Source organism: Collinsella sp. LCP19S3_C9 (assembly GCF_052121575.1).
Taxonomy (GTDB): Bacteria; Actinomycetota; Coriobacteriia; order Coriobacteriales; family Coriobacteriaceae; genus Collinsella.
Map to the genome: position 1 here is coordinate 32,007 of NZ_JBQKDZ010000005.1, position 24,564 is coordinate 56,570.

Below are 24,564 nucleotides of genomic sequence, written 5' to 3' on the forward strand. Positions count from 1 at the left end.
ATGAGCACCAGGGACTTTTTTAAGAACTCCGTCTTGGAGGCGTTTGGTCAGGTCGACCCTGCCAAGATCGGCCTGTCGCTGCTCGTGGCGCTCGCCATGGGCATCCTGATCTATTACGTGTACAAGCGCTTTTTTACCGGCGTGGTGTATTCGCGTAGCTTTGCCGTGACGCTCGTGGGCATGTGCGTGCTCACCTGCATGGTCACGCTCGCGATCTCGACAAACGTGGTCATCTCGCTCGGTATGGTCGGTGCTCTGTCCATCGTCCGCTACCGTACGGCGGTCAAGGACCCGCTCGACCTGCTGTATCTGTTTTGGTCCATTACCACGGGCATTACGGCGGGAGCCGGCATGTATGCACTCGTGGGGCTCACGGCAGCAGTGATCGTGCTGATGATCGCCGGCTTTGCGAGCCGCCAGGACAAGTCGCGCGTGTACATGATGGTCATTCACTACACGGGCCAGACCGCTGGCGACGATATCGTGCGCGCGTTTGGGCGCACCAAGTTCACCGTTAAGTCCAAGACTATGCGCGGCGACAAGGTGGAGATGGCCGTCGAGGTGTTCTCTGACGGTGTGGATATGCCCTATGCCGACGCCATCCGTGCCCTCGATGGCGTGGAGGACCTAACGCTTATCCAATACAACGGCGAATACCACGGCTAGAGCCCTAGCGAGTAGATTGGGGAAACATCCGCATCGTGGGCTTTTGTTTTGAAGGGACGGTGTCACGTGGACGCACAACAGCTAGAAGAGGCCTGGGCTGCAAGGGCTGGCGCGCGCGAGGCGCGACTGGTTGCAGCCTCGCATGTGCCGGCGGCGCTGTCTCTGTTGGGGATTGTGCGTCCCGGCGATCGCCTGGTGGTCTTTGCGGATGACTTTGCCGAAGCGTTTGCTTGCGGCTTTGAGGGCTGCGATGTCGTGTTGGTGGGCTCGCCGTCCGCCGAGGCGTTTGCTGCTGCGTCCGAGGGCTTTGATGCTTCGCTTGATGCCGAGGGGCCGCACCTGTGGTGGTTCGCCAACTCCATTGGCGCGTTCGGTCTGCGTGTGCCCGATTTGCGCGCGTTAGGCCGCGCCGCGCGTGAGGCCCATGCGCTGCTGGTTGTTGACAACACCGTGGCTGACGTCTTTGGCTGCAATCCGCTGAGCTTGGGCGCCGCGCTGTCGCTCGAGGCACTCGACCGCGTGTGTGCCGGTAAGGCCCCGCGTAAGCTCGTTGCCGCTTCGGTGGCGCGATCGCAGCTCAAGCGCCATCGTGTGGATGCCGCGGCTGAGTGCGCGCATGCGTTGTTTGCGGGCTGCGGTGCGTCGGCGCTCGATCTTTCTGCTGAGGAGGCCGACGTGTTGGAGCGCGGGTTTTCCTCGCTTAACGCTCGCATGCAGGCGCATTTCGACCGCGCCCGTGCGCTGGCCGAGTATCTGGCCGCGAACGAGATGGTGTGCAACGTGCACTATCCCGGGCTGAGCTCGCATCCTGACCATGCGGTTGCAACGGGAATCCTCGAGCATGGCTTTGGCCCGGCAGTTGAGTTTGACCTTATCGAGCGTAGCGCGGGAGAGTTGTTCGACGCTTTGCCGGGGGAGTTTCGCACATCGTCTGCCCGCGGTGCGGCGACGCGTCTTTCGGCCCCACGTGGCAAGCAGGGGGACACCATCCGCCTCTTCGCCGGCACCGACGATCCCCTGACGGTAGCCGCCGCCCTCGATAACGCCCTCCGGCAGTAGCTAATTTGGGACGGGGCTTTTTTAGCTACCCAATGTCAATTTTTGGCTATGAGTTAAGAATGCTCTGGATGGGTAGCTAAAAAAGCCCCGTCCCAAATTAGCTACTCTTTGATGGTGTCGATCAGGTCGTTGGCCCTTGCGGCTATGACTTCGTTGATCTCTGCCTGCAGCTCCTCGTAGGCCGCTATGGCTCGCTCGCCGGCGGGGGTGAGCGAGCTCCCGCGGGCGCCGTCGCGCTCGATGAGCTTGCACCCCAGCTGCCCCTCGGCCTCGTTCACGATGCGCCATGCCTTGGAATAGGCCATGCCCATGCTCTTGGCGGCGCGGTTGATCGAGTGTTCGCGGGCGATACCCTGCAGCAGCAAGACGCAGCCGTGGCCGAACACGCCCGGCAGATCTTTGTCGCACGACTGAATGACCAGTTTTGCCGTCGTCTTGTACTCCATGCGCTCCACGTCTCTCCGCTAAAGTGTCTGCTGGGCAAACGCAAAGCCTGCGTTAAACCCTCGTGTGCTCTTCTTAAATCATGCATTGTAGCAGTCAAAGTGCGTTAAGATACTTGCCCAGTATTGGGCGCCCAAGGTTGGGCTGGGTCCTACGAGGCCTGCAGCCGACCGGTCGCATGGAAAAAGGAGAAACATGGCTACGTTCTTTCCCGGTGAGTCCCACACGTTTTCGGAGTATCTGCTGGTCCCTGGTTATTCGTCCTCGCAGTGCATCCCCAACAACGTCTCTCTTAAGACGCCGCTAACCCGCTTTAAGCGCGGCGAGAAGCCGGCAATCACCCTGAACATCCCCATGGTTTCCGCCATCATGCAGTCCGTCTCGGGCGTCGACATGGGTGTCGCGCTCGCTACCGAGGGTGGCCTGTCCTTCATTTACGGTTCCCAGACCCCCGAGTCCGAGGCCGCCATGGTCAAGGCCGTCAAGGATCACAAGGCCGGCTTCGTTCAGTCCGATTCCACGCTGACCCCCGACATGACCATGGAGCAGGTCATCGAGCTCAAGGAGAAGACCGGTCACTCCACCATGCCGGTCACCGATGACGGCACTCCCAAGGGCAAACTCCTGGGTATCGTTACCAGCCGTGATTATCGCCCCAGCCGCGATGACCACCAAAAGAAGGTCTCCGAGTTCATGACCCCGCGTGAGCAGCTCATCGTGGGCGACAAGAACATCAGCCTCAAGGTTGCCAACGACGTCATCTGGGACAACAAGCTCAACGCCCTGCCCATCGTCGACGACAACGATCACCTTATGGGCATTGTCTTCCGCAAGGACTACGACAGCCACAAGACCAACCCCAACGAGCTGCTCGACGGCGATAAGCGCTACATGGTCGGCGCCGGCATCAACACCCGCGACTATGCCGAGCGCGTGCCGCTGCTCATCGAGGCCGGCGCCGATGTCCTGTGCATCGACTCTTCCGAGGGCTTCAGCGAGTGGCAGAAGCGCACCATCGAGTGGATCCGCGCCAACTACGGCGAGGATGTTAAGGTCGGTGCCGGCAACGTCGTTGACGCCGAGGGCTTCCGCTTTTTGGCCGACTGCGGTGCCGACTTCATCAAGGTCGGTATCGGCGGCGGTTCCATCTGCATTACCCGCGAGACCAAGGGTATCGGCCGTGGCCAGGCCACCGCGCTGATCGACGTCTGCCGCGCTCGCGACGAGTACTACGAGGAGACCGGCGTCTACGTGCCCGTGTGCTCCGACGGCGGTATCGTCTACGACTACCACATGACGCTCGCCCTTGCCATGGGTGCCGACTTTATGATGCTGGGCCGCTACTTTGCCCGCTTTGACGAGAGCCCGACCGAGCGCGTCAACGTCAACGGTCAGTACATGAAGGAGTACTGGGGCGAGGGTTCTGCGCGTGCCCGCAACTGGCAGCGCTACGACCTGGGCGGCGCCGCGAAGCTCAGCTTTGTCGAGGGCGTCGACTCCTACGTTCCCTACGCCGGCTCCCTTAAGGACGGCGTGGGCGGCACGCTCTACAAGATCAAGTCCACGATGTGCAACTGCGGTGCCCTCTCGATCCCCGAGCTCCAGAAAAAGGCACGCCTGACCCTGGTGAGCTCGACCTCGATCGTCGAAGGCGGCGCCCACGACGTAGTCGTCAAGGATTCGCAGCAGTCTGTGTCTTATCGATAGGATAAGAGCCGCACATAAAGGTTGAGTTCCAACCACGTTATTAAGATAAAGCGAGATGCCTGCAAGTCGCAGGCATCTCGCTTGTCGTATTTGCTATCATCAGTCAAGTTAACCTTAGGGTCGGTCGGCTTGGCTTTGTTCGCTACAAGTTCCGCACGCAAAGAAGAGCACTTAATGTGCTCTTCGTCTTGCGCAGGACTGTCCGCAGTAGCGAATAAAGCCAAGCCGACCGACCCCAGCTAAGATTAAAGGAGCTGATATGTGCGATTGCACAGATCATAAGGACGAGATCCCTGCCTACGACGCGCAGGCCATTGAGTCCAAGTGGATGAAGGCCTGGGAGGACTCCAACCTCTTTGCCGTCGACACCGACGCCAGCAAGCCCAAGAAGTACGTGCTCGAGATGTTCCCGTATCCTTCGGGCGACCTGCACATGGGCCACGCGCGCAACTATACCATCGGCGATGCCATGGCCCGTCAGGCCCGTATGCGCGGCTTTGACGTGCTGCATCCCATTGGCTTTGATGCCTTTGGCCTGCCCGCCGAGAACGCCGCCATCAAGCACAACACGCAGGCTGCCGCCTGGACGTATAAGAACATGGACCAGGCGCTCGCCACGATGAAGCGCATGGGCTTCTCCTACGATCTGGATCGCATGGTCAAGACCTGCAGCCCCGACTACTACCGCTGGGGCCAGTGGATCTTTGAGAAGATGTGGGAAAAGGGCCTGGTCTACCGCAAGAAGAACCCGGTCAACTGGTGCCCCAACTGCAAGACCGTTCTGGCCAACGAGCAGGTTACCGAGGGTAAGTGCTGGCGCTGCGGCACCGAGCCCGAGAAGCGCGACCTTGAGCAGTGGTACTACAAGATTACCGAGTACTCCCAGGAGCTGCTCGACGATCTGGAGAAGCTCCCCGGCTGGCCCGAGCGCGTTAAGCAGATGCAGGCCAACTGGATCGGCCGCTCCGAGGGCGCCGAGGTCGACTTTACCCTGTGTGATGCCAACGGCGATCCCATCGAGGGCGACGAGGGCAAGATCACCGTCTTCACCACGCGTGCCGACACGCTCTTTGGCGTCTCCTTCTTTGTCCTGGCTCCCGAGTACGCTCGTCTGCACGAGCTCGTCGAGGGCACGGAGTACGAGGAGGCCGTGACCAAGATCGTCGAGGACTCCAAGCATATCTCTGCCGTCGAGCGTGCCCAGGGCACCCTCGAGAAGCACGGTGCCTTTACGGGCCGCTACGTGGTTAACCCCGTCAACGGCGAGAAGGTTCCCGTGTGGGTTGCCGACTATGTCGTTGCCGATTACGGCACCGGCGCCGTCATGGCCGTTCCCTGCGGCGACCAGCGCGACTTTGAGTTTGCCCGCAAGTACGACCTCCCGATCGTCCCGATCATCCTGGACGATGACGACCGCGCTGCCGTCGAGGCCAGTGGCGAGACCATCGATACCTTCCATGCCGAGACCGTAGACTGGGATTGCGCCCACGCTGCCGAGGGCACGCTCGTCCAGTCCGGCAAGTACACCGGCATGCGCGGCGGTAAGCACTCCGAGGGCGAGGCTGCCATCGTGGCCGACCTCGAGGCCATGGGCTGCGGTCGTCGCAAGGTCGAGTTCCGCCTGCGCGACTGGCTCATCAGCCGTCAGCGCTATTGGGGCAACCCCATCCCGGCCATCCATTGCGAGCACTGCGGCATTGTGCCCGTGCCCGAGGACCAGCTGCCGGTGACGCTGCCCGAGAACCTGGACCTGGGCGCCGGCGAGACCCTCGCCGAGTGCAAGGACTTCTACGAGACTACCTGCCCGGTCTGCGGCCGCCCGGCCAAGCGCGAGACCGATACCATGGACACTTTCACCTGCTCCAGCTGGTATTACCTGCGCTATACCGACCCGCACAACACCGAGCTGCCCTTCTCCCGCGAGGCGGCAGACCGTTGGATGCCCGTCGATAACTACATCGGCGGCATCGAGCACGCCATTTTGCACCTGCTCTACAGCCGCTTCTTTACCAAGGCGCTGCGCGACCTGGGTCTGCTCAGCGTGGACGAGCCCTTTACCAACCTGCTGTGCCAGGGCATGGTCAAGGACGAGAACGGCGACACCATGTCCAAGTCCAAGGGCAACGTCGTACCCCCGAGCTCGGTTATCGAGCCCTACGGCGCCGACACCATGCGTCTGGCGATCCTGTTTATCGCCCCGCCCGAGAAGGACTTTGACTGGGATCCCAAGGCCGTCGAGGGTGCCAACCGCTTTATCAAGCGCGCCTGGCGTATCGTGTGGCAGCTTGTCCAGTCGGGTGACGCCAACGTTGCCTTCGACAAGTCCGTGCTCGACGAGACCGCGATGAAGCTCTATCGCGAGCGTCACCGCACCATCGCCAAGTGCACCGAGGACTTCGATCGCGGCCAGTTTAACACCGCGATCTCGGCCGTCATGGAGCTCGTCAACGCGGCGAGCGCCTACCTCAACGCCACCGAGGGCGCATCGCGCGACAAGGCACTGTGCTACGGCGTGGCCAAGGACATCGTGAGCGTCCTTGCCCCCATCTGCCCGTTCTGGGCCGACGAGCTGTGGCACGAGGCACTCGGCTGCGAGGGCAACGCCTACACCGCCGCCTGGCCCGAGTTTGACCTGGCCGAGTCCATCGAGGACACGGTGCAGATCGTGGTCCAGGTGCTCGGTAAGGTCCGCGGCCGCATCGATGTGGCCCGCGATGCCTCCAACGAGGAGATGCAGGCTGCCGCCGAGGCCGCTGTTGCCAAGTGGCTCGAGGGCAAGACGGTCGTCAAGGCCATCTGCGTGCCCGGCAAGCTGGTCAACCTGGTGGTTAAGTAAACCTTGCGCATATAGTTGATGCACAATAGACGAGGGACGATCCGGCTGGGTCGTCCCTCTTTTTGGATATGGATACTTGCGACTACATCCAATTATCCATTTCTTGTGGAGAACCTGTGCTCACGCTGACCTGCGGGTTTGTGCTATGGTTGCACGTTTTCGCAGGTATTGGTATAGTTTGCTTGCAAATGAAGTTGTAATTGAAAGAAGTGGGGTTTCGGCCCCGCTTCTTTTTTGTATGGATGGAGGTGCCGCAATGGTCAAGACCAAGATCGAGCAGGCGATCATCGACGCGCTCGAGGCCGTCGCCCCCCAGCACGATGTCGATATTGTCGACGTTGAGCTCGTGGGTGCCACCAAGGCCCCCTGCGTGCGTGTGCGTATCGAGGGTGCCGAGGGTCAGAGCCTGTCGCTCAACGACGTCACGGCCAACACCAAGTGGGTCGGCGACGTGATTGAGGAGCTCGACCCCATCTCTTCGAGCTATACGCTCGAGGTGTCGAGCGCGGGTATGGCGCGCCCGCTGCGCCGTCCGCGTGACTTTGCCCGCTTTGTGGGCGAGGACTGCGAGCTTTCCTCCACCGCCACCGAGGGCCGTCGCAAGTACTCCGGCAAGATTGCCGCCGCGACCGAGACCAACGTAACCCTCGAGCTCGAGGACGGCGAGTCTGTCACCCTCGATTTTTCCGATGTTAAAAAGTGCAAGTTGAAGCCCGTCTATGACTTCAAGCCCGCGAAGGAAGGAAACTAACATGGCAGCATCCGACATGATGTCCGCCCTGATGGAGCTTTGCCAGGAGAAGCACATCGACCAGCTCTACCTGATCGACCGCCTGGAGCAGTCGCTCGCCAAGAGCTATGCCGAGATCCTGCATCTTGAGTGGGGCGCCAAGGTGACCATCGACCGCACCACCGGCAAGATCTATGTCTACCGCCTGGAGCCGATCGACGATTCCATGGACGAGGAGGGCAACTTCACCGAGTTCGAGGAGATCGACGTCACCCCCAAGAACACCAGCCGCATCGCCGCCCAGCACGCCAAGGCCGAGATCAACGCCATCGTGCGCAACTCCGCCCGCGAGCAGATCTACGAGGAGTTCTCCGGCCGTATCGGCGACCTCATCAGCGGTACCGTACTGCAGTCCACACCCGACTTTACGATCGTCAAGATCCGCGAAGGCGTCGAGGCCGAGCTTCCGCACTTTGATCAGCGCCGCTACGAGAACGAGCGCAACGAGCGCCCCATGGGCGAGCGCTATCTGCACAACCAGCACATCAAGGCCGTGATCATTGACGTTCGCGACCCCAACTCCACGCTTCCGCCGGTTCGCGGCGAGCACAGCCGTCCGCCGATCGTTATCTCGCGTACCCACCCCGAGCTCATGCGTCGTCTGTTTGAGCAGGAGGTGCCCGAGATCTATGAGGGCACCGTCCAGATCAAGTCGATCGCCCGCGAGCCCGGCCAGCGCTCCAAGGTCGCCGTCCACTCGCTCGATGACCGCCTGGATCCCGTGGGCGCCTGCGTCGGCCCCAAGGGCAGCCGTGTGCGTGCCGTCGTGGGTGAGCTGCGCGGTGAGCGCGTCGACGTCATCCTTTGGGATGCCGATCCGGCCGTCTACGTCGCCAACGCCCTGTCGCCCGCCAAGGTCACTCGCGTCCTTATCGACGAGGAGAAGGCCTATGCCGGCGTCATCGTGCCCGACGACCAGCTTTCGCTCGCCATCGGCAAGGAGGGCCAGAACGCCCGCCTGGCCGCACGCCTGACCGGCTGGCACATCGACATTAAGTCCGAGACCCTTGCCGCCGACATCCTCAAGAACGTTCCCGTTCACGAGGAGCCTGCCGCTGACCTGATCGGTGACGAGGAGGATGACGACGCCCGTCGTTGCGAGTACGTGTCCGAGGACGGCATCCAGTGCCGCAACCAGGCCCGTCCCGGTTCCCGTTACTGCGGTGTCCACGACACCGACGCCTTCGATGATGCGGAGGACCTGATCTAGCGCGCGGTTGCGCTGGACAGGTTCCGGCGCACATCCCACGCTCGTTCAGTCTCTAGGCACCCAAGGTGCCAGAAAGGGTAGGTGAAGTCATATGGCAAAAGTCCGTGTGTCCACCCTGGCCAAAGAGTTCGGCATGACCTCCAAGGAACTGATGGGTCACCTCGCCGAAATGAAGATTCCCGCTAAGTCTGCTTCCTCCGCCCTGGAGGACGCTTATGTTGCCATGGTCCGCAAGCAGCTTGCCTCGGTGATCGAGGCCCGCGCCCAGGAAGTCGAGGCCGCCAAGCAGGCCGAGGAGGAGGCTGCCGCCGCCGAGGAGGCAGCGCGTGCCGCCGAGGCCGAGCGCGAGCGCATTGCCGCCGAGAAGGCACGCGAGGAGGAGCGCCGCCAGTTTGCCGCCGCCCAGGCCGCCGAGGAGGCAGCCCGTGCCGAGGCCGAGGCCAAGAAGAAGGCCGAGCAGGAGCGCCTTGCCCGCGAGAAGGAGGAAGCTGCTCGCGAGGCCCAGCGCCGCGCCGTTCCCGCTTCCGACTCCGGTTCGCGCTTCCGTTCGCTGCTCGATCAGATCGCCGCACAGGAGACCGTGCTCAAGGAGAAGAAGGACGCCGAGGACAAGGCCAAGGCCGAGCGCGGCAACCGTCGCGGCGGCAACAGCGATCGTCGTGGCGGCCGTCGCAACGACCGCAACGCCTCCGAGAGCCGCCCGCACAGCCATCGCACCAATGCCAGCAACAATGTCGCTGCCGGCATGGATTTCCCCAACCCCGATAAGCAGGGCAAGGGCAAGAAGCGCAAGGGTGGTCACAACAGCGAAGAGGACCACTACAGCCGCATGGCGCGCGAGGCCGAGGAGTACAGCCGCGAGAAGGTTCTCGAGGAGGCCCGTGCCGCCGTCGAGGAGGCCTCTCGCGAGTCCACCGGTCGCCGCAAGAAGCGCAAGGAGAAGCGCGAGCGCGAGGCCGCTAGGGCTCAGGAGGAGCGCAAGATTGAGGAGGCGCTGGCCCAGGGCGTGAACCCCGAGGAGCTCGACGCCATCAAGGTCTCCCAGGGCGTTACCGTCCAGGAGCTTGCCGAGGCGCTCGACGTTCCGGCCAACGACATCATCAAGCGCCTGTTCCTGCTGGGCACGCCGCTCACCATGACGCAGTCCATGTCCGACGACCTTGTCGAGCTCGTTGCCGACGACTTGGGCCGTCAGATCAGGATCATCACCCCCGAGGAGGAGAACACCTTCTCGTTCTACGACGATCCCGCCGACCTTAAGCCCCGCGCCCCGGTCGTCACCGTCATGGGTCACGTCGACCACGGCAAGACGAGCCTGCTCGACGCCATCCGCCACACCGGCGTCGCTGCCGGCGAGGCTGGCGGCATTACCCAGGCCATCGGCGCTTCGCAGGTCATGATCAACGACCGCAAGATCACCTTCATCGATACCCCGGGCCACGCTACCTTTACGGCCATGCGTGCCCGTGGCGCCAAGGTGACCGACATCGTCATCCTGATCGTCGCCGCCGACGACGGCGTCATGCCCCAGACGGTCGAGTCGATCAACCACGCCAAGGCCGCCGGCGTTCCCATCGTCGTCGCCGTCAACAAGATCGATAAGCCCGGCGCCAACCCCGACCGTGTACGCCAGGAACTCACCGAGTACGGCGTCATCCCCGAGGAGTGGGGCGGACAGAACATGTTCGTCAACATCTCGGCCAAGCAGAAGATCGGTATCGACGACCTTCTGGAGACCGTGCTGCTCCAGGCCGACGTGCTCGAGCTCAAGGCCAACCCCGATACCTTCGCCTCGGGCAACGTCCTCGAGGCCAAGCTCGACAAGGGCCGCGGCTCGGTCGCTACCGTGCTCGTGACCCGCGGTACCCTGCACGTGGGCGATACGCTGGTCGCCGGCCTCACCTATGGCCGCGTTCGCGCCATGCTCGACCCCAAGGGCCGCGCCGTCACCGAGGCCGGTCCCTCCGACGCCGTCGAGATCCTGGGCCTGCAGTCCGTCCCCAACGCCGGCGACGAGTTCCGCGTGTTCGAGGACGAGCGCGAGGCGCGCGCCCTGGCCGATGAGCGCTCGCTCAAGGCCCGTATCGAGGAGCAGAGCCGCGTGAAGCACGTCACGCTCGAGAACCTCTTCGAGACCATCGCCGACGCCGAGGTCAAGGAGCTCAACCTGATCATCAAGGCCGACGTCCAGGGCTCCATCGAGGCCCTTCAGGACTCGCTCGACAAGATGGATCAGTCCGAGGTCCGCATCAACACGATCCACTCCGCGGTCGGTGCCATCAACGAGACCGACGTTGTCCTGGCCGACGCCTCCAACGCCATCATCATTGGCTTTGGCGTGCGTCCCGACGGTAAGGCCCGCTCCGCTGCCGAGCGCGAGGGCGTCGAGATCCGTTGCTACGACGTTATCTACAAGTGCCTCGAGGAGCTCGACGCTGCCCGTATCGGCATGCTCAAGCCCACCGAGGTCGAGGTCTCCACGGGTACTGCGACCGTCCTGGACACCTTTAAGGTGCCCAAAGTCGGTATCGCCGCCGGTGTCCGCGTCGAGGAGGGCGAGATCGCCGCGACCGATTCCGTGCGCCTGGTGCGCGACGGCATCGTTGTCTTTAACGGTAAGATCGCCTCGATGCGCCACTACAAGGACGAGGCCAAGAGCCTCAAGAGCGGTTCCGAGGGCGGCATTGGCCTGGAGAACTTCCAGGACATCAAGCCCGGCGACCAGATCGAGGGTTACCGTATCGACCAGGTTGCCCGTACCGAGTAGGGGGTAGCGCTATGAAGCAAACGCAGGCAACCCGCCGTCTGGGCGAGCAGCTTCGCGAGAAGCTCGGTTATATCCTTCTCTTTGAGGTTTCCGATCCGCGTCTCGACCTGGTCACCCTGACCGCGGTCGAGGTCGCGGTGGACCGTTCGTTCGCGCGCGTGTACGTGTCGTGCGATGCGAGCCGCTACGATGAGGTCATGGAGGCGCTCGCCAGCGCCAAGGGCCGCATTCGCAGCCTGTTGGCTCGCTCGCTCGACTGGCGCGTCACGCCCGAGCTCGATTTTCGCATCGATCGCTCGACCGATGAGGCCGAGCGCATTACGCGTGCGCTGGAGAATGTTCCGGCCACGCTGGCGATCGAAAAGGACGAGGACGGCTATCCCATAGCGGATGCCGCCCAGGAGGCAGCTTTAGATGACTAATTCCGCCGACCTCGTCTCGTGCGAGTCTGCAGATATTAAACGACGCATCCTCGAGCTTATCGAGGGTGCGTCCTCCATTGCGATCTCGGGTCATACCTCTCCCGACGGCGATGCCCTGGGCTCCGTGTTGGGCCTGGGTCTCTCGCTCATGAAGGCGTTCCCCGACAAGGACATCGCGCTGCTGCTCGCAGACGACGATCCCGTTCCGCGTATTTACCGCTTTATGGAAGGCGCCGATCGTCTGGTGCCGGCTTCGAGCTTTACGGGCGATCCCGACCTGTTTATCTCGGTGGATGTGCCGGTTGTCGAGCGTCTGAACAACTCGGCCGACGTGCTCCGCCGCTCCAAACATGTGGTGTGCTTTGACCACCATCCGGCGCGCGAGGAGTTTGCCGAGGTAAGCCTGAGGCGTGTCGATGCTGCGGCGTGCGCCATGATCATCGACCGCTTTTTGGATGATTGCGGCATTGTCGTTCGCGATCGCATCGCCACCTGTCTGCTCTGTGGCCTGGTTACCGATACCGGTCGTTTTCAGTATCAGAATGCCGATGCCGCTGCGTTCCATGCGGCTTCGCGCCTGGTGGCGCACGGTGCCGACCCGGCGCGTGTCGCGCTCGAGGTCTATCAGAGCATGCGCGTCGAGTTCTTGCACCTCAAGTCCATCGTCATGGGCCGCATCAAGACGGTCGCGCACGGGCGCGTGGCGTATAGCTACGCGTACGAAAGCGACCTTAAGGAATGTGGCGTCACCTCGGATGAGTGCGACGGCTTGGTCGATGTGGTGCGCTCGGTGATGGGTGTCGAGGTCTGCCTGTTCCTTAAGGGCATCGAGGGCGATACCAAGGTGCGCGGAAACCTGCGCTCCAAGGGCGACATGGATGTCTCCGAGATTGCGGCCAACTTTGGCGGAGGCGGACATCACGCTGCTGCCGGCTTTACCAATAACGGAACGATTTTCGAGACGCTCACCGCGGCACTTCCCATGCTGGCCGAGCTGGTGGGGGAGGATCCCGCTTCGGTGACCGTCGAGCTTTAACTTTTTGGATGGTACATGGCTCGTCGTACGCCTTCTCAATTGAATATGCTGCTCGCCGTCGATAAACCGGTGGGCTGCACGTCCCACGACGTGGTATCGCGGTGCCGGCGCGCCCTCCATGAGCGGCGCGTCGGTCATGCCGGCACGCTCGACCCCATGGCGTCGGGTGTCATGGTGGTGGGCGTGGGCCAGGCTACGCGTCTGCTGGGCATGCTTACCCTCGATACCAAAAGTTACGTCGCCGATATCTCGTTTGGCGCCGAGACCAATACCGACGATGCGGAAGGCGAGGCCGTCCGCACGGTCGCCATTGCTTCCGAGCTGCGCGATCCGGCCTATGCCCGTGAGCGCTTGAGCGCCATGCTGGGCCCTCAGATGCAGGTTCCGCCGGCGTTTTCGGCTATTTCGGTCAACGGCGTGCGCGCCTATAAGTCTGCACGTGAGGGCAATGCCGTTGAGTTGCCTGCGCGCCCGGTCGAGGTATATTCTGCCGACCTGATCGCCGTGAGTGGCGAGGGCGATTCCTGCATTTGGACCGTTGCCTTCTCGGTGAGCAAGGGCACCTATATCCGTGCGCTCGCTCGCGACCTGGGTCGCGCCTGCGATAGTGCCGCGCATATTTCCGCGCTGCGCCGTACCGCTTCTGGCATTGTCTCCATCGGTGCCTGCCATGCGGTCGAGGAGCTTTCTGCCGAGTCCGCTGCCGGCTTTGCCTTGGACCCCATTGCGGCCCTCGGCGCCACGCGTGTCGACTTGCCGGGCAATCTTGCGGAAGATCTGCTGTGCGGACGTCGTATTCCTATTGATCGCGCGCTCGCCGGCTTCGATGCGTCGAAGGCACCGTTTGCGCTGGTGCTCGATGGCGGGCTCAAGGCTTTGGCTCGTATCGAGGATGGTCGCTTTGTGATGGAGCACGTCTTTCCGCAGGCGATCGGCGGTGTTCGATGATGCTGGACCCTCGCGAGCTCGCGCGCACATTTTTTGTGGGCGCGGCGGCGGAGGCCCGCATCGTTTTGGCTGATGCTTTTGGTGACTGCGAGTCTATGGGTGCCGCCTCGATTGCCATCGGCGTGTTCGATGGCGTGCATAGGGGACATCGTGAGCTGATCGACGCGGTCATTCGCGATGCGCGCGTCCACGGCTGCAAAGCGGTTGTCGTAACGTTTGACCCTGATCCGGATGTTGTGGTGAGCCCTGCGCCCGCTCAAAAATTGATGACGACGGCCGACCGCCTGCATGCCTTGGCTCAGACTGGGGTCGATGCCGTGGTGGCTGTTCCCTTTACGCCTGCGGTAGCGTCGCTCGACCACGTGGGCTTTCTTGAGCTGTTGGCGCATGTTGTCGACATTCGCTCCATTCGCGTTGGCAGCGATTTTAGGCTGGGCCGCGGCGGTGCCTCGGGTGTTGCCAAGATGCAGGCATGGGGTGTCGAGCGCGGTGTTGACGTGTATGGGCACAATTTGCTGTGCGAGGCCGGCGAGGCTATCTGTGCCACCCGCATTCGACGTGAGCTGAGCTTGGGCCATGTTGAGCTGGCAGCCGATCTACTCGGCCGTCCCTATATGGTGCGCGGCGGCGTGATTCGCGGTCGCCACGAGGGCTCCGATATGGGATTTCCTACGGCAAACCTGTTGGTACCAAACGGAATCCAGCTGCCTGCCGATGGCGTCTACGAGGGCCTTGTGCTGGTCGACGATACCGTGTGGCCCGCTGCCGTCAACGTGGGCCTGCCGCCGACGTATGCCGACGATGCCGCTTCGGCGCATCTCGAGGCCAACTTGATCGGGTATGCGGGCGACCTGTATGGACGTTCGGTTTCGTTGGCGTTTACGCGTTGGCTGCGTCCTTCGCGCGTGTTCGATTCGCTGGACGAGCTTATCGCGACCGTCGAGGGTAATATTGACGATATCCGTCATAACTTGGGTGAGCAGGGGGTGAGCATCCGTGATTAGCGATGAGGAGAAAGACCAGGTGCGCGCTGCGTCCGACCTGGTTGCCATCGTGCAGGAAACGGTTGAGCTCAAGCTCCGCGGCCATGAGTTTTGGGGTTGCTGCCCCTTCCATGGCGAAAAGACCCCATCGTTTCACATTATCCCCGCTACGCAGGTGTGGCACTGCTTTGGCTGTGGCGAGGGCGGCGACGTCTTCACCTACATCATGAAGCGCGAGAACCTGAGCTTTCCCGAGTCGATTCGCTACCTGGCCGATCGTGCCGGCATTGAGCTGCACGATACCGGCGCGCAGCGCGATCGCGGCACCAAGCGCGCCCGCATCTATGACCTGTGCGCCGAGACGGCCCAGTTCTATCACACCATGCTCATGCGCGGTAAGGACAGCCGTCCGCGCGAGTACTTTGCCAGCCGCGGTATGGGTGGCGACGTCTGCCGTCGCTACTGCCTGGGCTTTGCGCCGGGTCGCAATATGTTGGTGGCCCATCTGTCGCAGAAGGGCTTTACCCCGCAGGAGATGATCGACGCCAACGTGGCCGTGAGCCGCGGGCGCGGACAGCTTGCCGATCGTTTTTACGACCGCGTGATGTTTCCCATCTTTGACGAACAGGGTCATAACATCGCCTTTGGCGGTCGTATTATGGGCGACGGCCAACCCAAGTACCTCAACACCGCCGAGACGAGCGTGTTTCATAAAAAGAGAAACCTCTACGGCTTTAACTGGGCCAAGGAGTTTATCGTCGCGCAGGATACCGCCATCGTGGTGGAGGGATATACCGATTGCATCGCCTGCTGGGAGGCGGGGATCAAAAACGTCGTCGCCACGCTGGGCACGGCGCTGACGGAACATCACGTAAAGACGCTCACCCGTTTTGCCAAGCGCATTGTGTATATGTTCGATGGTGACGCCGCCGGTCAAAAGGCCGCGCGCCGCGCGATTCAGTTTATCGAGCAGGACTCGATGGACCTGCGCTGCGTGGTGCTTCCCGACGGTAACGACCCTATGGAGTTCATCACGGCGCATGGTGGCGAGGCACTGCAGGCGCGTATCGACGCCGCCGAGCCCCTCATGGACTTTGTGTACCGCTCACTGCAGGAGTCGAGCGACATTACCACGCCGGGCGGTCGCGCCAAGGCGCTCGAGGATGCGCTGACGCTCATCTATCCGCTGCGCGATAGCTACATGATCGATACGTACTTTATCCAGATAGCCGACCTTCTGGGCCTGGATTTGGAGACGGTACGCTCGAGCTCGGGCCGTGTGTTTCGCGATGTCGCCAAACGCGAGGACGCCGAGCGTCGTCGCGAGCAGAACTACGAGCGCCAGCGGGCACAGGCCGAGCGCGCAGGCAGCGCGGGCGGTCGGGTGTCCGGTCCGCAGGGGGCATCTCGCGGCGCCTGGGCGTCGGGGACGACGCCGCCGGTATCCGCACCGGTCGAGGAGGAACCGTACGACTATGTGCCGCTCGAGGCCTACGGGGCCGCGCCGGTCGAGGTCGTCGACGATATGCCGCCGATCGATGTGCCTGCTGGCATGGACGCGGCGCCCGCGGGGTCTGCTTCGACCGCTTCCGTTCCGGCGACGCCGATCGTGCTGACCGATCTGGAGCGGAAGTCTCTGGCGGGGGAGCGCGAGCTGTTGACGATGCTCACCAGCTACCCCGATCTATTCCGCACGTACGCCGATCGCATCTGCTCGATCGAGTGGGTAGACCCCCGTCACGAGTCCATCGCGTGGGCCGTGCTCGCGACGCCTCCGGGCACCGATCCCGCGGCGTGCATGGACGCCGCACGCGCGGTGTGTCCCGAGGCGGCTTCGCTCGTCAGTGCCGGGCGCATCTCGGCGACGAGCAAACATCCCACCGAGACGAACATCGTCTTTATGCTCGATACGCTTGAGCTTTACACCATCAAGCGCCGTATGCGGGCTGCCCAGGCCAAGCTGCGCCAGGACCGGTCGCTCGACGATGACGCGCGCCGTGCATTGACCATGCAGGCCGCGCAGGATTCTTTGCGCCAGCGCGAGCTCCAGAAGTCGATTGGCGGCGTGGCCGATCCGTTCCGGTTGATTGGTTTGGAGGCCGCGGGTCCCGATCAGGCCTAGATGTTGTGGTCAATCGGCATGTTATCTGCTATATCCAGTCTGAATTTTGGGTATAGACATGTAAGTGTGTGCTAAAGTAATGTGTCCTGTGGACTACGAAGGGAGAATCTGTGCCAAATAAGACTGAGAGCACGGGTACTGGGCTGGAATCCTACGTTGCTAAGCTCATGGGCAACGGCTCAAACAGGACTTCGGTAACCGAGGACGAGATCCAGGTCGTCCTGAAGGATATCGATGTTTCTGACGAGCAGCTCAACGCGGTCTATTCCGCGCTGCGCAACAGCGGCATCCAGATTATCTCCGCGAGCGGAAACGACGACGCCCCCATGGACGTCGACGATGACGATAACGATACCGACGATTTCGATGACGACGAGGAGCACGATTCCGGCTCGCTCGACGATCATGAGCTTAAGATGGCCCGTCAGGCCGATGCCGAGATGGGTTCTTGCAAGAGCAAAAAGAAGCGCACCGTCCGCACGTCCCGTTCGCGTTCTCGCGTGCGTGGCATCGATGCCTCCACGGTGATGCTGACCGGTGACCCGGTTCGTATGTACCTTAAGGAGATCGGCAAGGTCGACCTGCTGACTGCCTCCGAAGAGGTCGATCTGGCCATGAAGATCGAGGCCGGTCTCGAGGCCACCGAGAAGCTCGAGGCCGCCGAGGCGGGCGAGATCGAGCTCACTCGCGCCGAGATGCGTCGTCTGACTCGTATCGAGAACGTGGGCCTCGAGGCCAAGCAGGCGCTCATCAGCGCCAACCTCCGTCTGGTCGTCTCCATCGCCAAGCGCTACGTCGGTCGCGGCATGCTGTTCCTGGATCTGATCCAGGAGGGCAACCTCGGTCTGATCCGCGCCGTCGAGAAGTTCGACTACCAGAAGGGCTTCAAGTTCTCCACGTACGCCACGTGGTGGATCCGTCAGGCCATCACGCGCGCTATCGCCGACCAGGCCCGTACCATCCGTATTCCCGTGCACATGGTCGAGACCATCAACAAGCTTGTCCGCGTGCAGCGCCAGCTCCTCCAGGATTTGGGTCGCGACCCGACCCCCGAGGAGATCGGTGCCGAGATGGACATGAGTGCCGACCGCGTCCGCGAGATTCAGAAGATCTCGCAGGAGCCCGTGTCGCTCGAGACTCCTATCGGCGAGGAAGAGGATTCCCAGCTGGGCGACTTTATCGAGGACTCCCAGGCCATCGTTCCGCCCGATGCCGCCAGCTTCTCCATGCTGCAGGAGCAGCTCACCCAGGTGCTCGACTCGCTTGCCGATCGTGAGCGCAAGGTTATTGAGCTGCGCTTTGGACTTGTCGACGGACATCCCCGCACGCTCGAGGAAGTCGGCCGCGAGTTTGGTGTCACGCGCGAGCGCATCCGCCAGATCGAGTCCAAGACCCTGGCCAAGCTCCGCCACCCCAGCCGCTCCAGCAAGCTCAAAGACTATATCGAAAGCTAGTTATGCAAGAAGCGCCCTCAAGCACATCCGCTTGAGGGCGCTTTCATGTAACAAGGGCCGGCAGTTGGGGCACGGGTAGTCTTTTTGGGACGGGGCTTTTTTAGTCTTTTTGGGACGGGGCTTTTTTAGCTGCCCTATCTCAATGCGCGGCTCAAGCTTTAAAGGCCCCAGATTGGGTAGCTAAAAAAGCCCCGTCCCAAAAAGACTACCCTGGGCGTCTGGTTGATTAGTCGTTGGGGACGTTCTTGAATGACTAGTCGTTTAAGAACGTCCCCAATGACTGGGTCGGAAAATTTCTTAAAAAAGTTCTTGCCCTGAGCTGATTCGTCCGTATAATAAACTTCGTTGCTTGAGAGCATGCACCTATTCCTCGGTAGCTCAATGGTAGAGCACGCGGCTGTTAACCGCGCTGTTGTAGGTTCGAGTCCTACCCGGGGAGCCAGAATTTCTCAGCCCAATCTGCTGGGCTTTAAATTCCTCGGTAGCTCAATGGTAGAGCACGCGGCTGTTAACCGCGCTGTTGTAGGTTCGAGTCCTACCCGGGGAGCCAGATTGTAAAACCCGTCGCTTTTGCGGCGGGTTTTTTCATGCCGCGATTGCTTAACGCAAACGTTGCCATATCAACATTTCGTGTCGAGGATGTAATCCCGCGACCCACCACCTCAACATGGCGCGGTCGTTGTAGAATATTGCAATGATTGCTCCCACGACATGGTGCCGCGAGCACCAGATAAGGAGATTCTTGTGTCTGAGACCATTAACGGCAGCCTGAGCGTCTCGAACGACGTTATTGCCGATATTGCCGGTTATGCCGCGATGACGTGCTATGGCGTCGTCGGTATGGCCGAGCAGCTCCAGGGCGCCGAGAGCGTGCGCCTGCTTGCCGGTCAGCGCCTCCGCAAGGGCGTGCTTGTCTCCGCCGACGAGAACGGCCTTACGGTCGACCTTCACGTCGTGCTCGAGAACGGCGTCAACATGAAGTCCGTCTGCCACAATCTTTCGAGCTCCGTTGCCTTCACCCTGCAGGAGATCGCCCAGATCGATCCCGCCAGCCTTAAGATCGGCATTCATATCGACGCGCTCAAGAGCCGTCTGAACTAGCATCCGAAAACGGAGATTCAAATACTCATGATTGTAAAGACCATTCGCACCTGTTTTCCGATCGCTGCGGCTGCCGTTTCCGACAAGGCCGAGGAGATCAATAAACTCAACGTCTTTCCCGTGCCCGACGGTGACACCGGCACCAACATGTCGCTCACGCTCGCCTCGGTGACCAAGGAGCTTTCCGCCCTTCCCGCCGATGCCGATATGGAGGCCATCGCTGGCGCCATCACCCACGGCTCCCTCATGGGCGCCCGCGGCAACTCCGGCGTTATCACCTCGCAGATCCTGCGCGGCGTGGCCGAGGGGCTCGTCTCTGTCGATGAGCCCATCACGTCTGCCGACATCGCGCATGCTTTCCGTCGCGCCGTCAAGGTCGCCTTCCAGGCCGTCCGCAAGCCCATCGAGGGCACGATTCTTACGGTCCTGCGCGACGTCTCGACCAAGGCCGACGAGTGCGAGAAGAAGAAGTTCTCGGCCGAGGACGCGCTCGACGCCATCGTCGTCGAGGCCTACCAGTCTGTGGCTCGCACGCCCGACCTGCTGCCCGTTCTGAAGGAGAACGGCGTGGTCGACTCCGGCGCCTTTGGCTTCGCCATCTTCCTGGAAAACTTCGTTGCCGCTGCTCTGGGCCGCAGCGCCGTTGTCGAGGATTTCTCCACCACGTTTGATTCCGCTGGCTCTGCCCGCGATGCGGCCCTCGGTCGCGTCGAGATCGAGGCCAACGACGACTGGGAGGGCTCGGAGTTCCGCTACTGCAACGAGTTCCTCTTTAAGGCCGACGCCCCGTTTGACGAGGACGAGTGCCTTAAGTTCCTGGGTTCCATGGGCGACTGCGAGCTGCTCGTGGGCGCCTACCCCGACTACAAGATCCACGTGCACTCCAACACCCCCAACCTGGTGCTCGAGCACATGCTGCAGCTTGGCCAGATCTACGAGGTCTTTATCCACAACATGGAGATGGAGGCCCACGACCGTACCGCTAAGATCCACGAGGACCAGGAAAAGGCCGCCGAGCCCGCCAAGGCCTTGGGTTTTGTCGCCGTTGCCGCCGGTTCCGGTGAGGCCGACATCCTCAAGTCCCTCGGCGTCGACGTAGTCGTTTCGGGTGGCCAGACCATGAACCCCTCGACCGCCGACCTGCTGGGCGCGGTGGACCAGGTCAACGCGACTTCGGTCATCATCCTGCCCAATAACGGCAATATCCGTATGGCTGCCGAGGCTGCCGCTTCTGCCTGCACCGACAAAAAGGTCGCCGTGGTTCCCACCAAGACCGTTCCGCAGGCGTTCTCCGCTCTGTTCGCGGTGCTGCCCGATTCCGAGCTCGAGGACGCCGTCGCCGCCATGGTCGATGCCCTCAGCGAGGTTCGCGATGGCGAGGTCACCCGTGCCGTGCGCGATTCCAGCGCCTCTGACGGCTCGCCGATTCACTCCGGTGACGTCATGGGTATCATTGCCGGCTCCATCGACGTGGTCGGCTCCGATGTGAAGCAGGTCACGCTCGACTGCATCAACCGCATGCAGGAGGAAGAGGAGGGCGACGCGCTGACGATTCTGGCCGGCGAGGAGCTGTCCGATGAGGCCTTCCAGGAGATCGTCGACGCCATCGAGGAGGCTCAGCCCGACCTGGAGATTGACGCCCATCGTGGTGAGCAGCCGCTCTATCCCGTGATCTTCTCGATCGAGTAGGCATCTGCCCATGTCCGAGCTGTGCTCCGTGCCGCGCGTCTCGGAGCGCTTTGCCCAGAGCAATGCGCTCGACGAGGATATCGCGCGACTCAAATATGTTTCGGGTAAACGTGAGGAGGCCCTTCGCCGTCTGGGAATTAGGACGGTGGGGGACCTCCTTCTCCATATCCCTCATCGATATCTGGACTTTACACGCTCCTGGTCCATCGAGATGGCGCCTATCGGTACGGTGTGCACGATCGTCGCCACGGTCGATCGTATCGTTCAAAAGCAGCCCCGCCCGCGTATGCAGGTTACCGAGGTCTCGCTTGTGGACGAGACGGGCGTGCTGCAAGTCGCTTTTTTCCGCCAGCCCTGGATTGCCCAGCAGCTCAAGCAGGGCGACCGCCTGGCCGTGATGGGTAAGGTCGAATTTGCCTATGGCTTTAAGCAGATGGCCTCGCCGCATTTCGAAAAGCTCGAGGACGGGCGTGCCGCGGGCACCATCCTTCCGGTTCACTATGTGAGCGACGGTGTGAGCCAGGCTTGGATGCGCCGTATCGTGAGCGGCGCGCTCGAGATTGTCGGCAATCCCTTCGACCCGATTCCCGCGCCCCTGCGCGCCAAGCGCCGCCTTATGAGCAGCGCCCGTGCGCTGCGTTCGATTCACTTTCCCTCGAGTATGGCCGAGCGCGATATCGCGCGCGCACGGCTTGCCTATGAGGAATGCCTCTATCTTCAGCTGGCGCTTCGTCTGCGCAACGACGGCGGTATGGTCGAGGTGGTTCCCTACACCCATACCGCGGGTGGTCATTTGACGGCGCTTAGGCGGGCCCTGCCGTTTTCGCTGAGCGACGAGCAGGAGGCCGCGTTCCAAGACATCCTGCATGACATGTGCGATGGCGACCACGTGATGAACCGCTTGCTGCTGGGCGATGTCGGTACCGGCAAGACCGCCGTCGCCGCCTGCGCGCTGGCAGTCGCGGCCGATTCGGGTACCCAGTCCTGCGTCATGGCACCCACGGGCGTGCTGGCGCGTCAATATGCCGATAAGACCGGTCCTTTGCTCTCGCAGGCCGGTATGTCCTGGGCGCTCCTGACGGGTGCTACCCCGGCCGCCGAGCGCGAGCGCATCCATGCACAGCTGCAGTCTGGTGAGCTCGATGTGCTCTTTGGTACCCATGCGGTCCTTTCGGATAACGTAACGTTTAAACATCTTTCACTCGTCGTTATCGACGAGCAGCACCGGTTTGGCGTGGGGCAGCGCAATGCCCTGCGTGCCAAAGGCCCAGGTGCGGACTTACTCGTTATGACGGCTACGCCTATTCCGCGCACACTGGCGCTCTCGGTCTATGGCGACCTGGACACGTCCATCATTCGTCATCGCCCCGTTCCCGGGGCCGGCGTCTCGACGCGCGTGCTCACCGAGTCGAGCCGCGACCTGGCCTACGGTGCCATTCGCGAGGCGCATGCCCAAGGACAGCAGGCTTACGTTATCTGCCCGCTTGTGGAGCCGAGTGACTCCGCGGACGATTTGGAAGACGTTCCCGGCATTGCTCGCGACGATGAAGGTCGCGTGACGGTGCCCGTGCCGTTACACGACACCGCGACCGAGCTCGACCGCCTGCGTCTGGCATTGCCGGGGCTTTCCGTCGAGCGTCTTCACGGCCGCATGCCGGCGGGGGAGAAGGACCGCGTGATCGACGCCTTTAAGCGCGGCGAGATCGACGTGCTCGTCTCGACTACGGTGGTCGAGGTGGGCGTCGACGTGCCCAACGCCACCGTCATGGTTATCGAGAACGGCGAGCGCTTTGGCTTGGCGGCCCTGCATCAGCTTAGAGGCCGCGTGGGCCGCGGCAGCGTGTCGGGCACGTGCCTGGTCATGACGCATTCCAAGGGCAATGGCGGTGTGTCTGCTGCGCAAGACCGCCTGCGGGCGCTCGAAAAGACCTCTGACGGTTTTGCGCTTGCGCAGATGGACCTGCGTTTGCGCCACGAGGGCGAAATCTTGGGTTATCGCCAACATGGCGGTGTGACCCTGCGTTTTGTGGACCTGGACGCCGACGAGGATCTTATCGAATGGGCCCATTTGGACGCGGTCGAGCTCTTGCGGTATGCTTGCAACCTTGACTCCGTGGCGACGCGTCCCTTGCGCGATGCGGTCGCCACGCGTTATCGACATATCTTCAAGGAGGTCAGCGGAGGATGAGAATCATCGGCGGTGAATGGCGCGGCCGCAAGATCGAAGAGCCGCGTGGGCGCGATGTCACCCGTCCCACGACCGACCGCGTGCGCGAGGCATGTGCGTCTATGGTCATGTCGGCATTCGATTTCGATCTGGACGAGGTCCGCGTGCTGGATGCCTTTGGCGGCTCCGGTGCCCTGGGAATCGAGATGCTCTCGCGCGGCGCTCGCTCGCTCATCACGTTCGAGATCGATCGCAATGCCGCCCGACTGATCACTAAGAATATCGAGTCGCTGTGTCGCGACCGCTCGCGTTGGCGCGTCGTTACCGGCGATGTGTTGGCGAGCGCCTCGCGCGGCCGTGTTCCGGGCGGCCCCTTTGATTTGGTCCTGCTCGATCCACCCTATGCCTTTGGTGCCGAGCCGGTCGAGGAGCTGCTGCGCAATCTTGCCCAGCAGGGCTTGCTGGCACCAGGGGCCTTTGCCCTGTTTGAGCATGCCGCAAGCGACGCGGGCGCTCATCCGGCTGGTTTTGAGACCGTGCGAGAGAAACGCTACGGCATTACCTCGGTTGACTTGCTGCGCTGGGTGGCCGCGGACGAGTGCGACCATGCTAATGACAGCGATATTGACGAGGACGTGCCTTTGGAGGATACCCATGAATGACACTATCAACCGCGTGATCGTTCCGGGTACGTTTGACCCCATCACGTTTGGTCACATCGATGTAATCCGCCGCGCCCGCCGCATTTTTCCCAGCGTGATTGTCGCCGTGGCGGAGTCGCAGGGCAAAAACGGCGTGGGCACCACCTTTATGCTCGATGAGCGCGTGGCGTTGGCCCGCGAGGCCCTGGGCGATATTGACGGTGTCGAGGTACTGCCCTTTACCGGCCTGTTGGTCGATTTTGCCCGTGAGCAGGGTGCGGGTGCTGTGGTCAAGGGCCTGCGCGCCATGACCGACTTTGAGTACGAGCTGCAGCAGGCGGACCTCAACTATCGCCTGGACAACGAGCTTGAGTCCATTTTTGTCATGAGTGCGCCGCAGTACGGCTATATCTCGAGCTCGGTGGTTCGTCAGATCGCATCGCTCGGAAGCGATGTGTCGACGTTTGTGCCGCCCAATGTGGTCGAAGCGCTTAAACATCGCTTTTCGTGACGTTTCATATT

The 24,564-nt window shown here is 62.1% G+C and carries 19 protein-coding genes and 2 tRNA genes; 20 read left to right on the forward strand and 1 reads right to left on the reverse strand.

Annotation, left to right across the window (positions count from 1 at the left end; genetic code table 11):
* Together ACTQXI_RS03595 and ACTQXI_RS03600 are read left to right on the forward strand one after the other, a co-directional pair.
* Entirely contained in the window at positions 1-666 is a 666-nt protein-coding gene (locus ACTQXI_RS03595) for a DUF4956 domain-containing protein (RefSeq protein WP_441547450.1), read from the forward strand.
* A 66-nt stretch (positions 667-732) separates the two neighbouring features.
* Positions 733-1,725: a PLP-dependent transferase gene (locus ACTQXI_RS03600; RefSeq protein ID WP_441548336.1), complete on the forward strand. Its 993-nt coding sequence runs from the start codon at positions 733-735 to the stop codon at positions 1,723-1,725.
* A gap of 101 nt (positions 1,726-1,826) precedes the next feature.
* On the opposite strand, the gene ACTQXI_RS03605 is transcribed toward ACTQXI_RS03600, so the two are convergent.
* Positions 1,827-2,171: a winged helix-turn-helix domain-containing protein gene (locus ACTQXI_RS03605; protein WP_427719637.1), complete on the reverse strand. Its 345-nt coding sequence runs from the start codon at positions 2,169-2,171 to the stop codon at positions 1,827-1,829.
* A 193-nt stretch (positions 2,172-2,364) separates the two neighbouring features.
* Here ACTQXI_RS03605 and ACTQXI_RS03610 point away from each other — a divergent pair, with 193 nt between their 5' ends.
* From ACTQXI_RS03610 to coaD, 18 genes are all read left to right on the forward strand, one after another.
* The gene (locus ACTQXI_RS03610; RefSeq protein WP_154515410.1) at positions 2,365-3,876 is read left to right on the forward strand and encodes an IMP dehydrogenase; all 1,512 of its coding nucleotides are present in this window, start codon (positions 2,365-2,367) and stop codon (positions 3,874-3,876) included.
* 259 nt (positions 3,877-4,135) lie between these two features.
* On the forward strand, positions 4,136-6,712 hold the full coding sequence (gene leuS / locus ACTQXI_RS03615; RefSeq protein WP_427747319.1) for a leucine--tRNA ligase: 2,577 nt from the start codon (positions 4,136-4,138) through the stop codon (positions 6,710-6,712).
* Between the two features lie 256 nt (positions 6,713-6,968).
* The gene (rimP, locus tag ACTQXI_RS03620; RefSeq protein WP_427794683.1) at positions 6,969-7,463 is read left to right on the forward strand and encodes a ribosome maturation factor RimP; all 495 of its coding nucleotides are present in this window, start codon (positions 6,969-6,971) and stop codon (positions 7,461-7,463) included.
* A 1-nt stretch (position 7,464) separates the two neighbouring features.
* The gene (nusA, locus tag ACTQXI_RS03625; RefSeq protein ID WP_441048821.1) at positions 7,465-8,712 is read left to right on the forward strand and encodes a transcription termination factor NusA; all 1,248 of its coding nucleotides are present in this window, start codon (positions 7,465-7,467) and stop codon (positions 8,710-8,712) included.
* Between the two features lie 91 nt (positions 8,713-8,803).
* On the forward strand, positions 8,804-11,479 hold the full coding sequence (gene infB / locus ACTQXI_RS03630) for a translation initiation factor IF-2 (protein ID WP_427794682.1): 2,676 nt from the start codon (positions 8,804-8,806) through the stop codon (positions 11,477-11,479).
* Between the two features lie 11 nt (positions 11,480-11,490).
* The gene (rbfA, locus tag ACTQXI_RS03635) at positions 11,491-11,901 is read left to right on the forward strand and encodes a 30S ribosome-binding factor RbfA (protein ID WP_006234038.1); all 411 of its coding nucleotides are present in this window, start codon (positions 11,491-11,493) and stop codon (positions 11,899-11,901) included.
* A complete protein-coding gene (locus tag ACTQXI_RS03640; RefSeq protein WP_427719632.1) occupies positions 11,894-12,937 on the forward strand; it encodes a DHH family phosphoesterase in 1,044 nt (347 codons plus the stop codon). The genes rbfA and ACTQXI_RS03640 overlap by 8 nt, the downstream gene beginning before the upstream one ends.
* Positions 12,938-12,952: 15 nt before the next feature.
* Positions 12,953-13,885 (forward strand): tRNA pseudouridine(55) synthase TruB, encoded by a 933-nt coding sequence (truB, locus tag ACTQXI_RS03645; RefSeq protein ID WP_441548337.1) that lies wholly within the window; start codon positions 12,953-12,955, stop codon positions 13,883-13,885.
* On the forward strand, positions 13,882-14,889 hold the full coding sequence (ribF, locus tag ACTQXI_RS03650; RefSeq protein WP_441548338.1) for a riboflavin biosynthesis protein RibF: 1,008 nt from the start codon (positions 13,882-13,884) through the stop codon (positions 14,887-14,889). Before truB ends, ribF begins: the two co-directional genes overlap by 4 nt.
* Positions 14,882-16,990: a DNA primase gene (dnaG, locus tag ACTQXI_RS03655; protein ID WP_441548339.1), complete on the forward strand. Its 2,109-nt coding sequence runs from the start codon at positions 14,882-14,884 to the stop codon at positions 16,988-16,990. The genes ribF and dnaG overlap by 8 nt, the downstream gene beginning before the upstream one ends.
* A gap of 110 nt (positions 16,991-17,100) precedes the next feature.
* Positions 17,101-18,444, forward strand: a complete 1,344-nt coding sequence (gene rpoD, locus ACTQXI_RS03660) for an RNA polymerase sigma factor RpoD (protein WP_370450567.1) — start codon at positions 17,101-17,103, stop codon at positions 18,442-18,444.
* Positions 18,445-18,811: 367 nt separating this feature from the next.
* A tRNA-Asn gene (locus ACTQXI_RS03665) sits at positions 18,812-18,886 on the forward strand.
* Positions 18,887-18,919: 33 nt separating this feature from the next.
* Positions 18,920-18,994, forward strand: a tRNA-Asn gene (locus tag ACTQXI_RS03670).
* Positions 18,995-19,155: 161 nt separating this feature from the next.
* Positions 19,156-19,545 (forward strand): Asp23/Gls24 family envelope stress response protein, encoded by a 390-nt coding sequence (locus ACTQXI_RS03675; RefSeq protein WP_187361832.1) that lies wholly within the window; start codon positions 19,156-19,158, stop codon positions 19,543-19,545.
* A 27-nt stretch (positions 19,546-19,572) separates the two neighbouring features.
* Positions 19,573-21,234 (forward strand): DAK2 domain-containing protein, encoded by a 1,662-nt coding sequence (locus ACTQXI_RS03680; RefSeq protein WP_441548340.1) that lies wholly within the window; start codon positions 19,573-19,575, stop codon positions 21,232-21,234.
* Between the two features lie 10 nt (positions 21,235-21,244).
* Positions 21,245-23,422 (forward strand): ATP-dependent DNA helicase RecG, encoded by a 2,178-nt coding sequence (gene recG / locus ACTQXI_RS03685; protein WP_441540868.1) that lies wholly within the window; start codon positions 21,245-21,247, stop codon positions 23,420-23,422.
* The gene (rsmD, locus tag ACTQXI_RS03690; RefSeq protein WP_154515437.1) at positions 23,419-24,063 is read left to right on the forward strand and encodes a 16S rRNA (guanine(966)-N(2))-methyltransferase RsmD; all 645 of its coding nucleotides are present in this window, start codon (positions 23,419-23,421) and stop codon (positions 24,061-24,063) included. Before recG ends, rsmD begins: the two co-directional genes overlap by 4 nt.
* The gene (gene coaD / locus ACTQXI_RS03695) at positions 24,056-24,553 is read left to right on the forward strand and encodes a pantetheine-phosphate adenylyltransferase (protein ID WP_154515440.1); all 498 of its coding nucleotides are present in this window, start codon (positions 24,056-24,058) and stop codon (positions 24,551-24,553) included. Before rsmD ends, coaD begins: the two co-directional genes overlap by 8 nt.
* Positions 24,554-24,564 lie beyond the last annotated feature (11 nt).

Coding starts and splice junctions, on each gene's coding strand:
- ACTQXI_RS03595 (WP_441547450.1), top strand. CDS start 1: ATGAGCACCAGGGACTTTTTTAAGAACTCCGTCTTGGAGGCGTTTGGT.
- ACTQXI_RS03605 (WP_427719637.1), bottom strand. CDS start 2,171: ATGGAGTACAAGACGACGGCAAAACTGGTCATTCAGTCGTGCGACAAA.
- ACTQXI_RS03610 (WP_154515410.1), top strand. CDS start 2,365: ATGGCTACGTTCTTTCCCGGTGAGTCCCACACGTTTTCGGAGTATCTG.
- leuS (WP_427747319.1), top strand. CDS start 4,136: ATGTGCGATTGCACAGATCATAAGGACGAGATCCCTGCCTACGACGCG.
- rimP (WP_427794683.1), top strand. CDS start 6,969: ATGGTCAAGACCAAGATCGAGCAGGCGATCATCGACGCGCTCGAGGCC.
- nusA (WP_441048821.1), top strand. CDS start 7,465: ATGGCAGCATCCGACATGATGTCCGCCCTGATGGAGCTTTGCCAGGAG.
- infB (WP_427794682.1), top strand. CDS start 8,804: ATGGCAAAAGTCCGTGTGTCCACCCTGGCCAAAGAGTTCGGCATGACC.
- rbfA (WP_006234038.1), top strand. CDS start 11,491: ATGAAGCAAACGCAGGCAACCCGCCGTCTGGGCGAGCAGCTTCGCGAG.
- ACTQXI_RS03640 (WP_427719632.1), top strand. CDS start 11,894: ATGACTAATTCCGCCGACCTCGTCTCGTGCGAGTCTGCAGATATTAAA.
- truB (WP_441548337.1), top strand. CDS start 12,953: ATGGCTCGTCGTACGCCTTCTCAATTGAATATGCTGCTCGCCGTCGAT.
- ribF (WP_441548338.1), top strand. CDS start 13,882: ATGATGCTGGACCCTCGCGAGCTCGCGCGCACATTTTTTGTGGGCGCG.
- ACTQXI_RS03675 (WP_187361832.1), top strand. CDS start 19,156: ATGGTGCCGCGAGCACCAGATAAGGAGATTCTTGTGTCTGAGACCATT.
- ACTQXI_RS03680 (WP_441548340.1), top strand. CDS start 19,573: ATGATTGTAAAGACCATTCGCACCTGTTTTCCGATCGCTGCGGCTGCC.
- recG (WP_441540868.1), top strand. CDS start 21,245: ATGTCCGAGCTGTGCTCCGTGCCGCGCGTCTCGGAGCGCTTTGCCCAG.
- rsmD (WP_154515437.1), top strand. CDS start 23,419: ATGAGAATCATCGGCGGTGAATGGCGCGGCCGCAAGATCGAAGAGCCG.
- coaD (WP_154515440.1), top strand. CDS start 24,056: ATGAATGACACTATCAACCGCGTGATCGTTCCGGGTACGTTTGACCCC.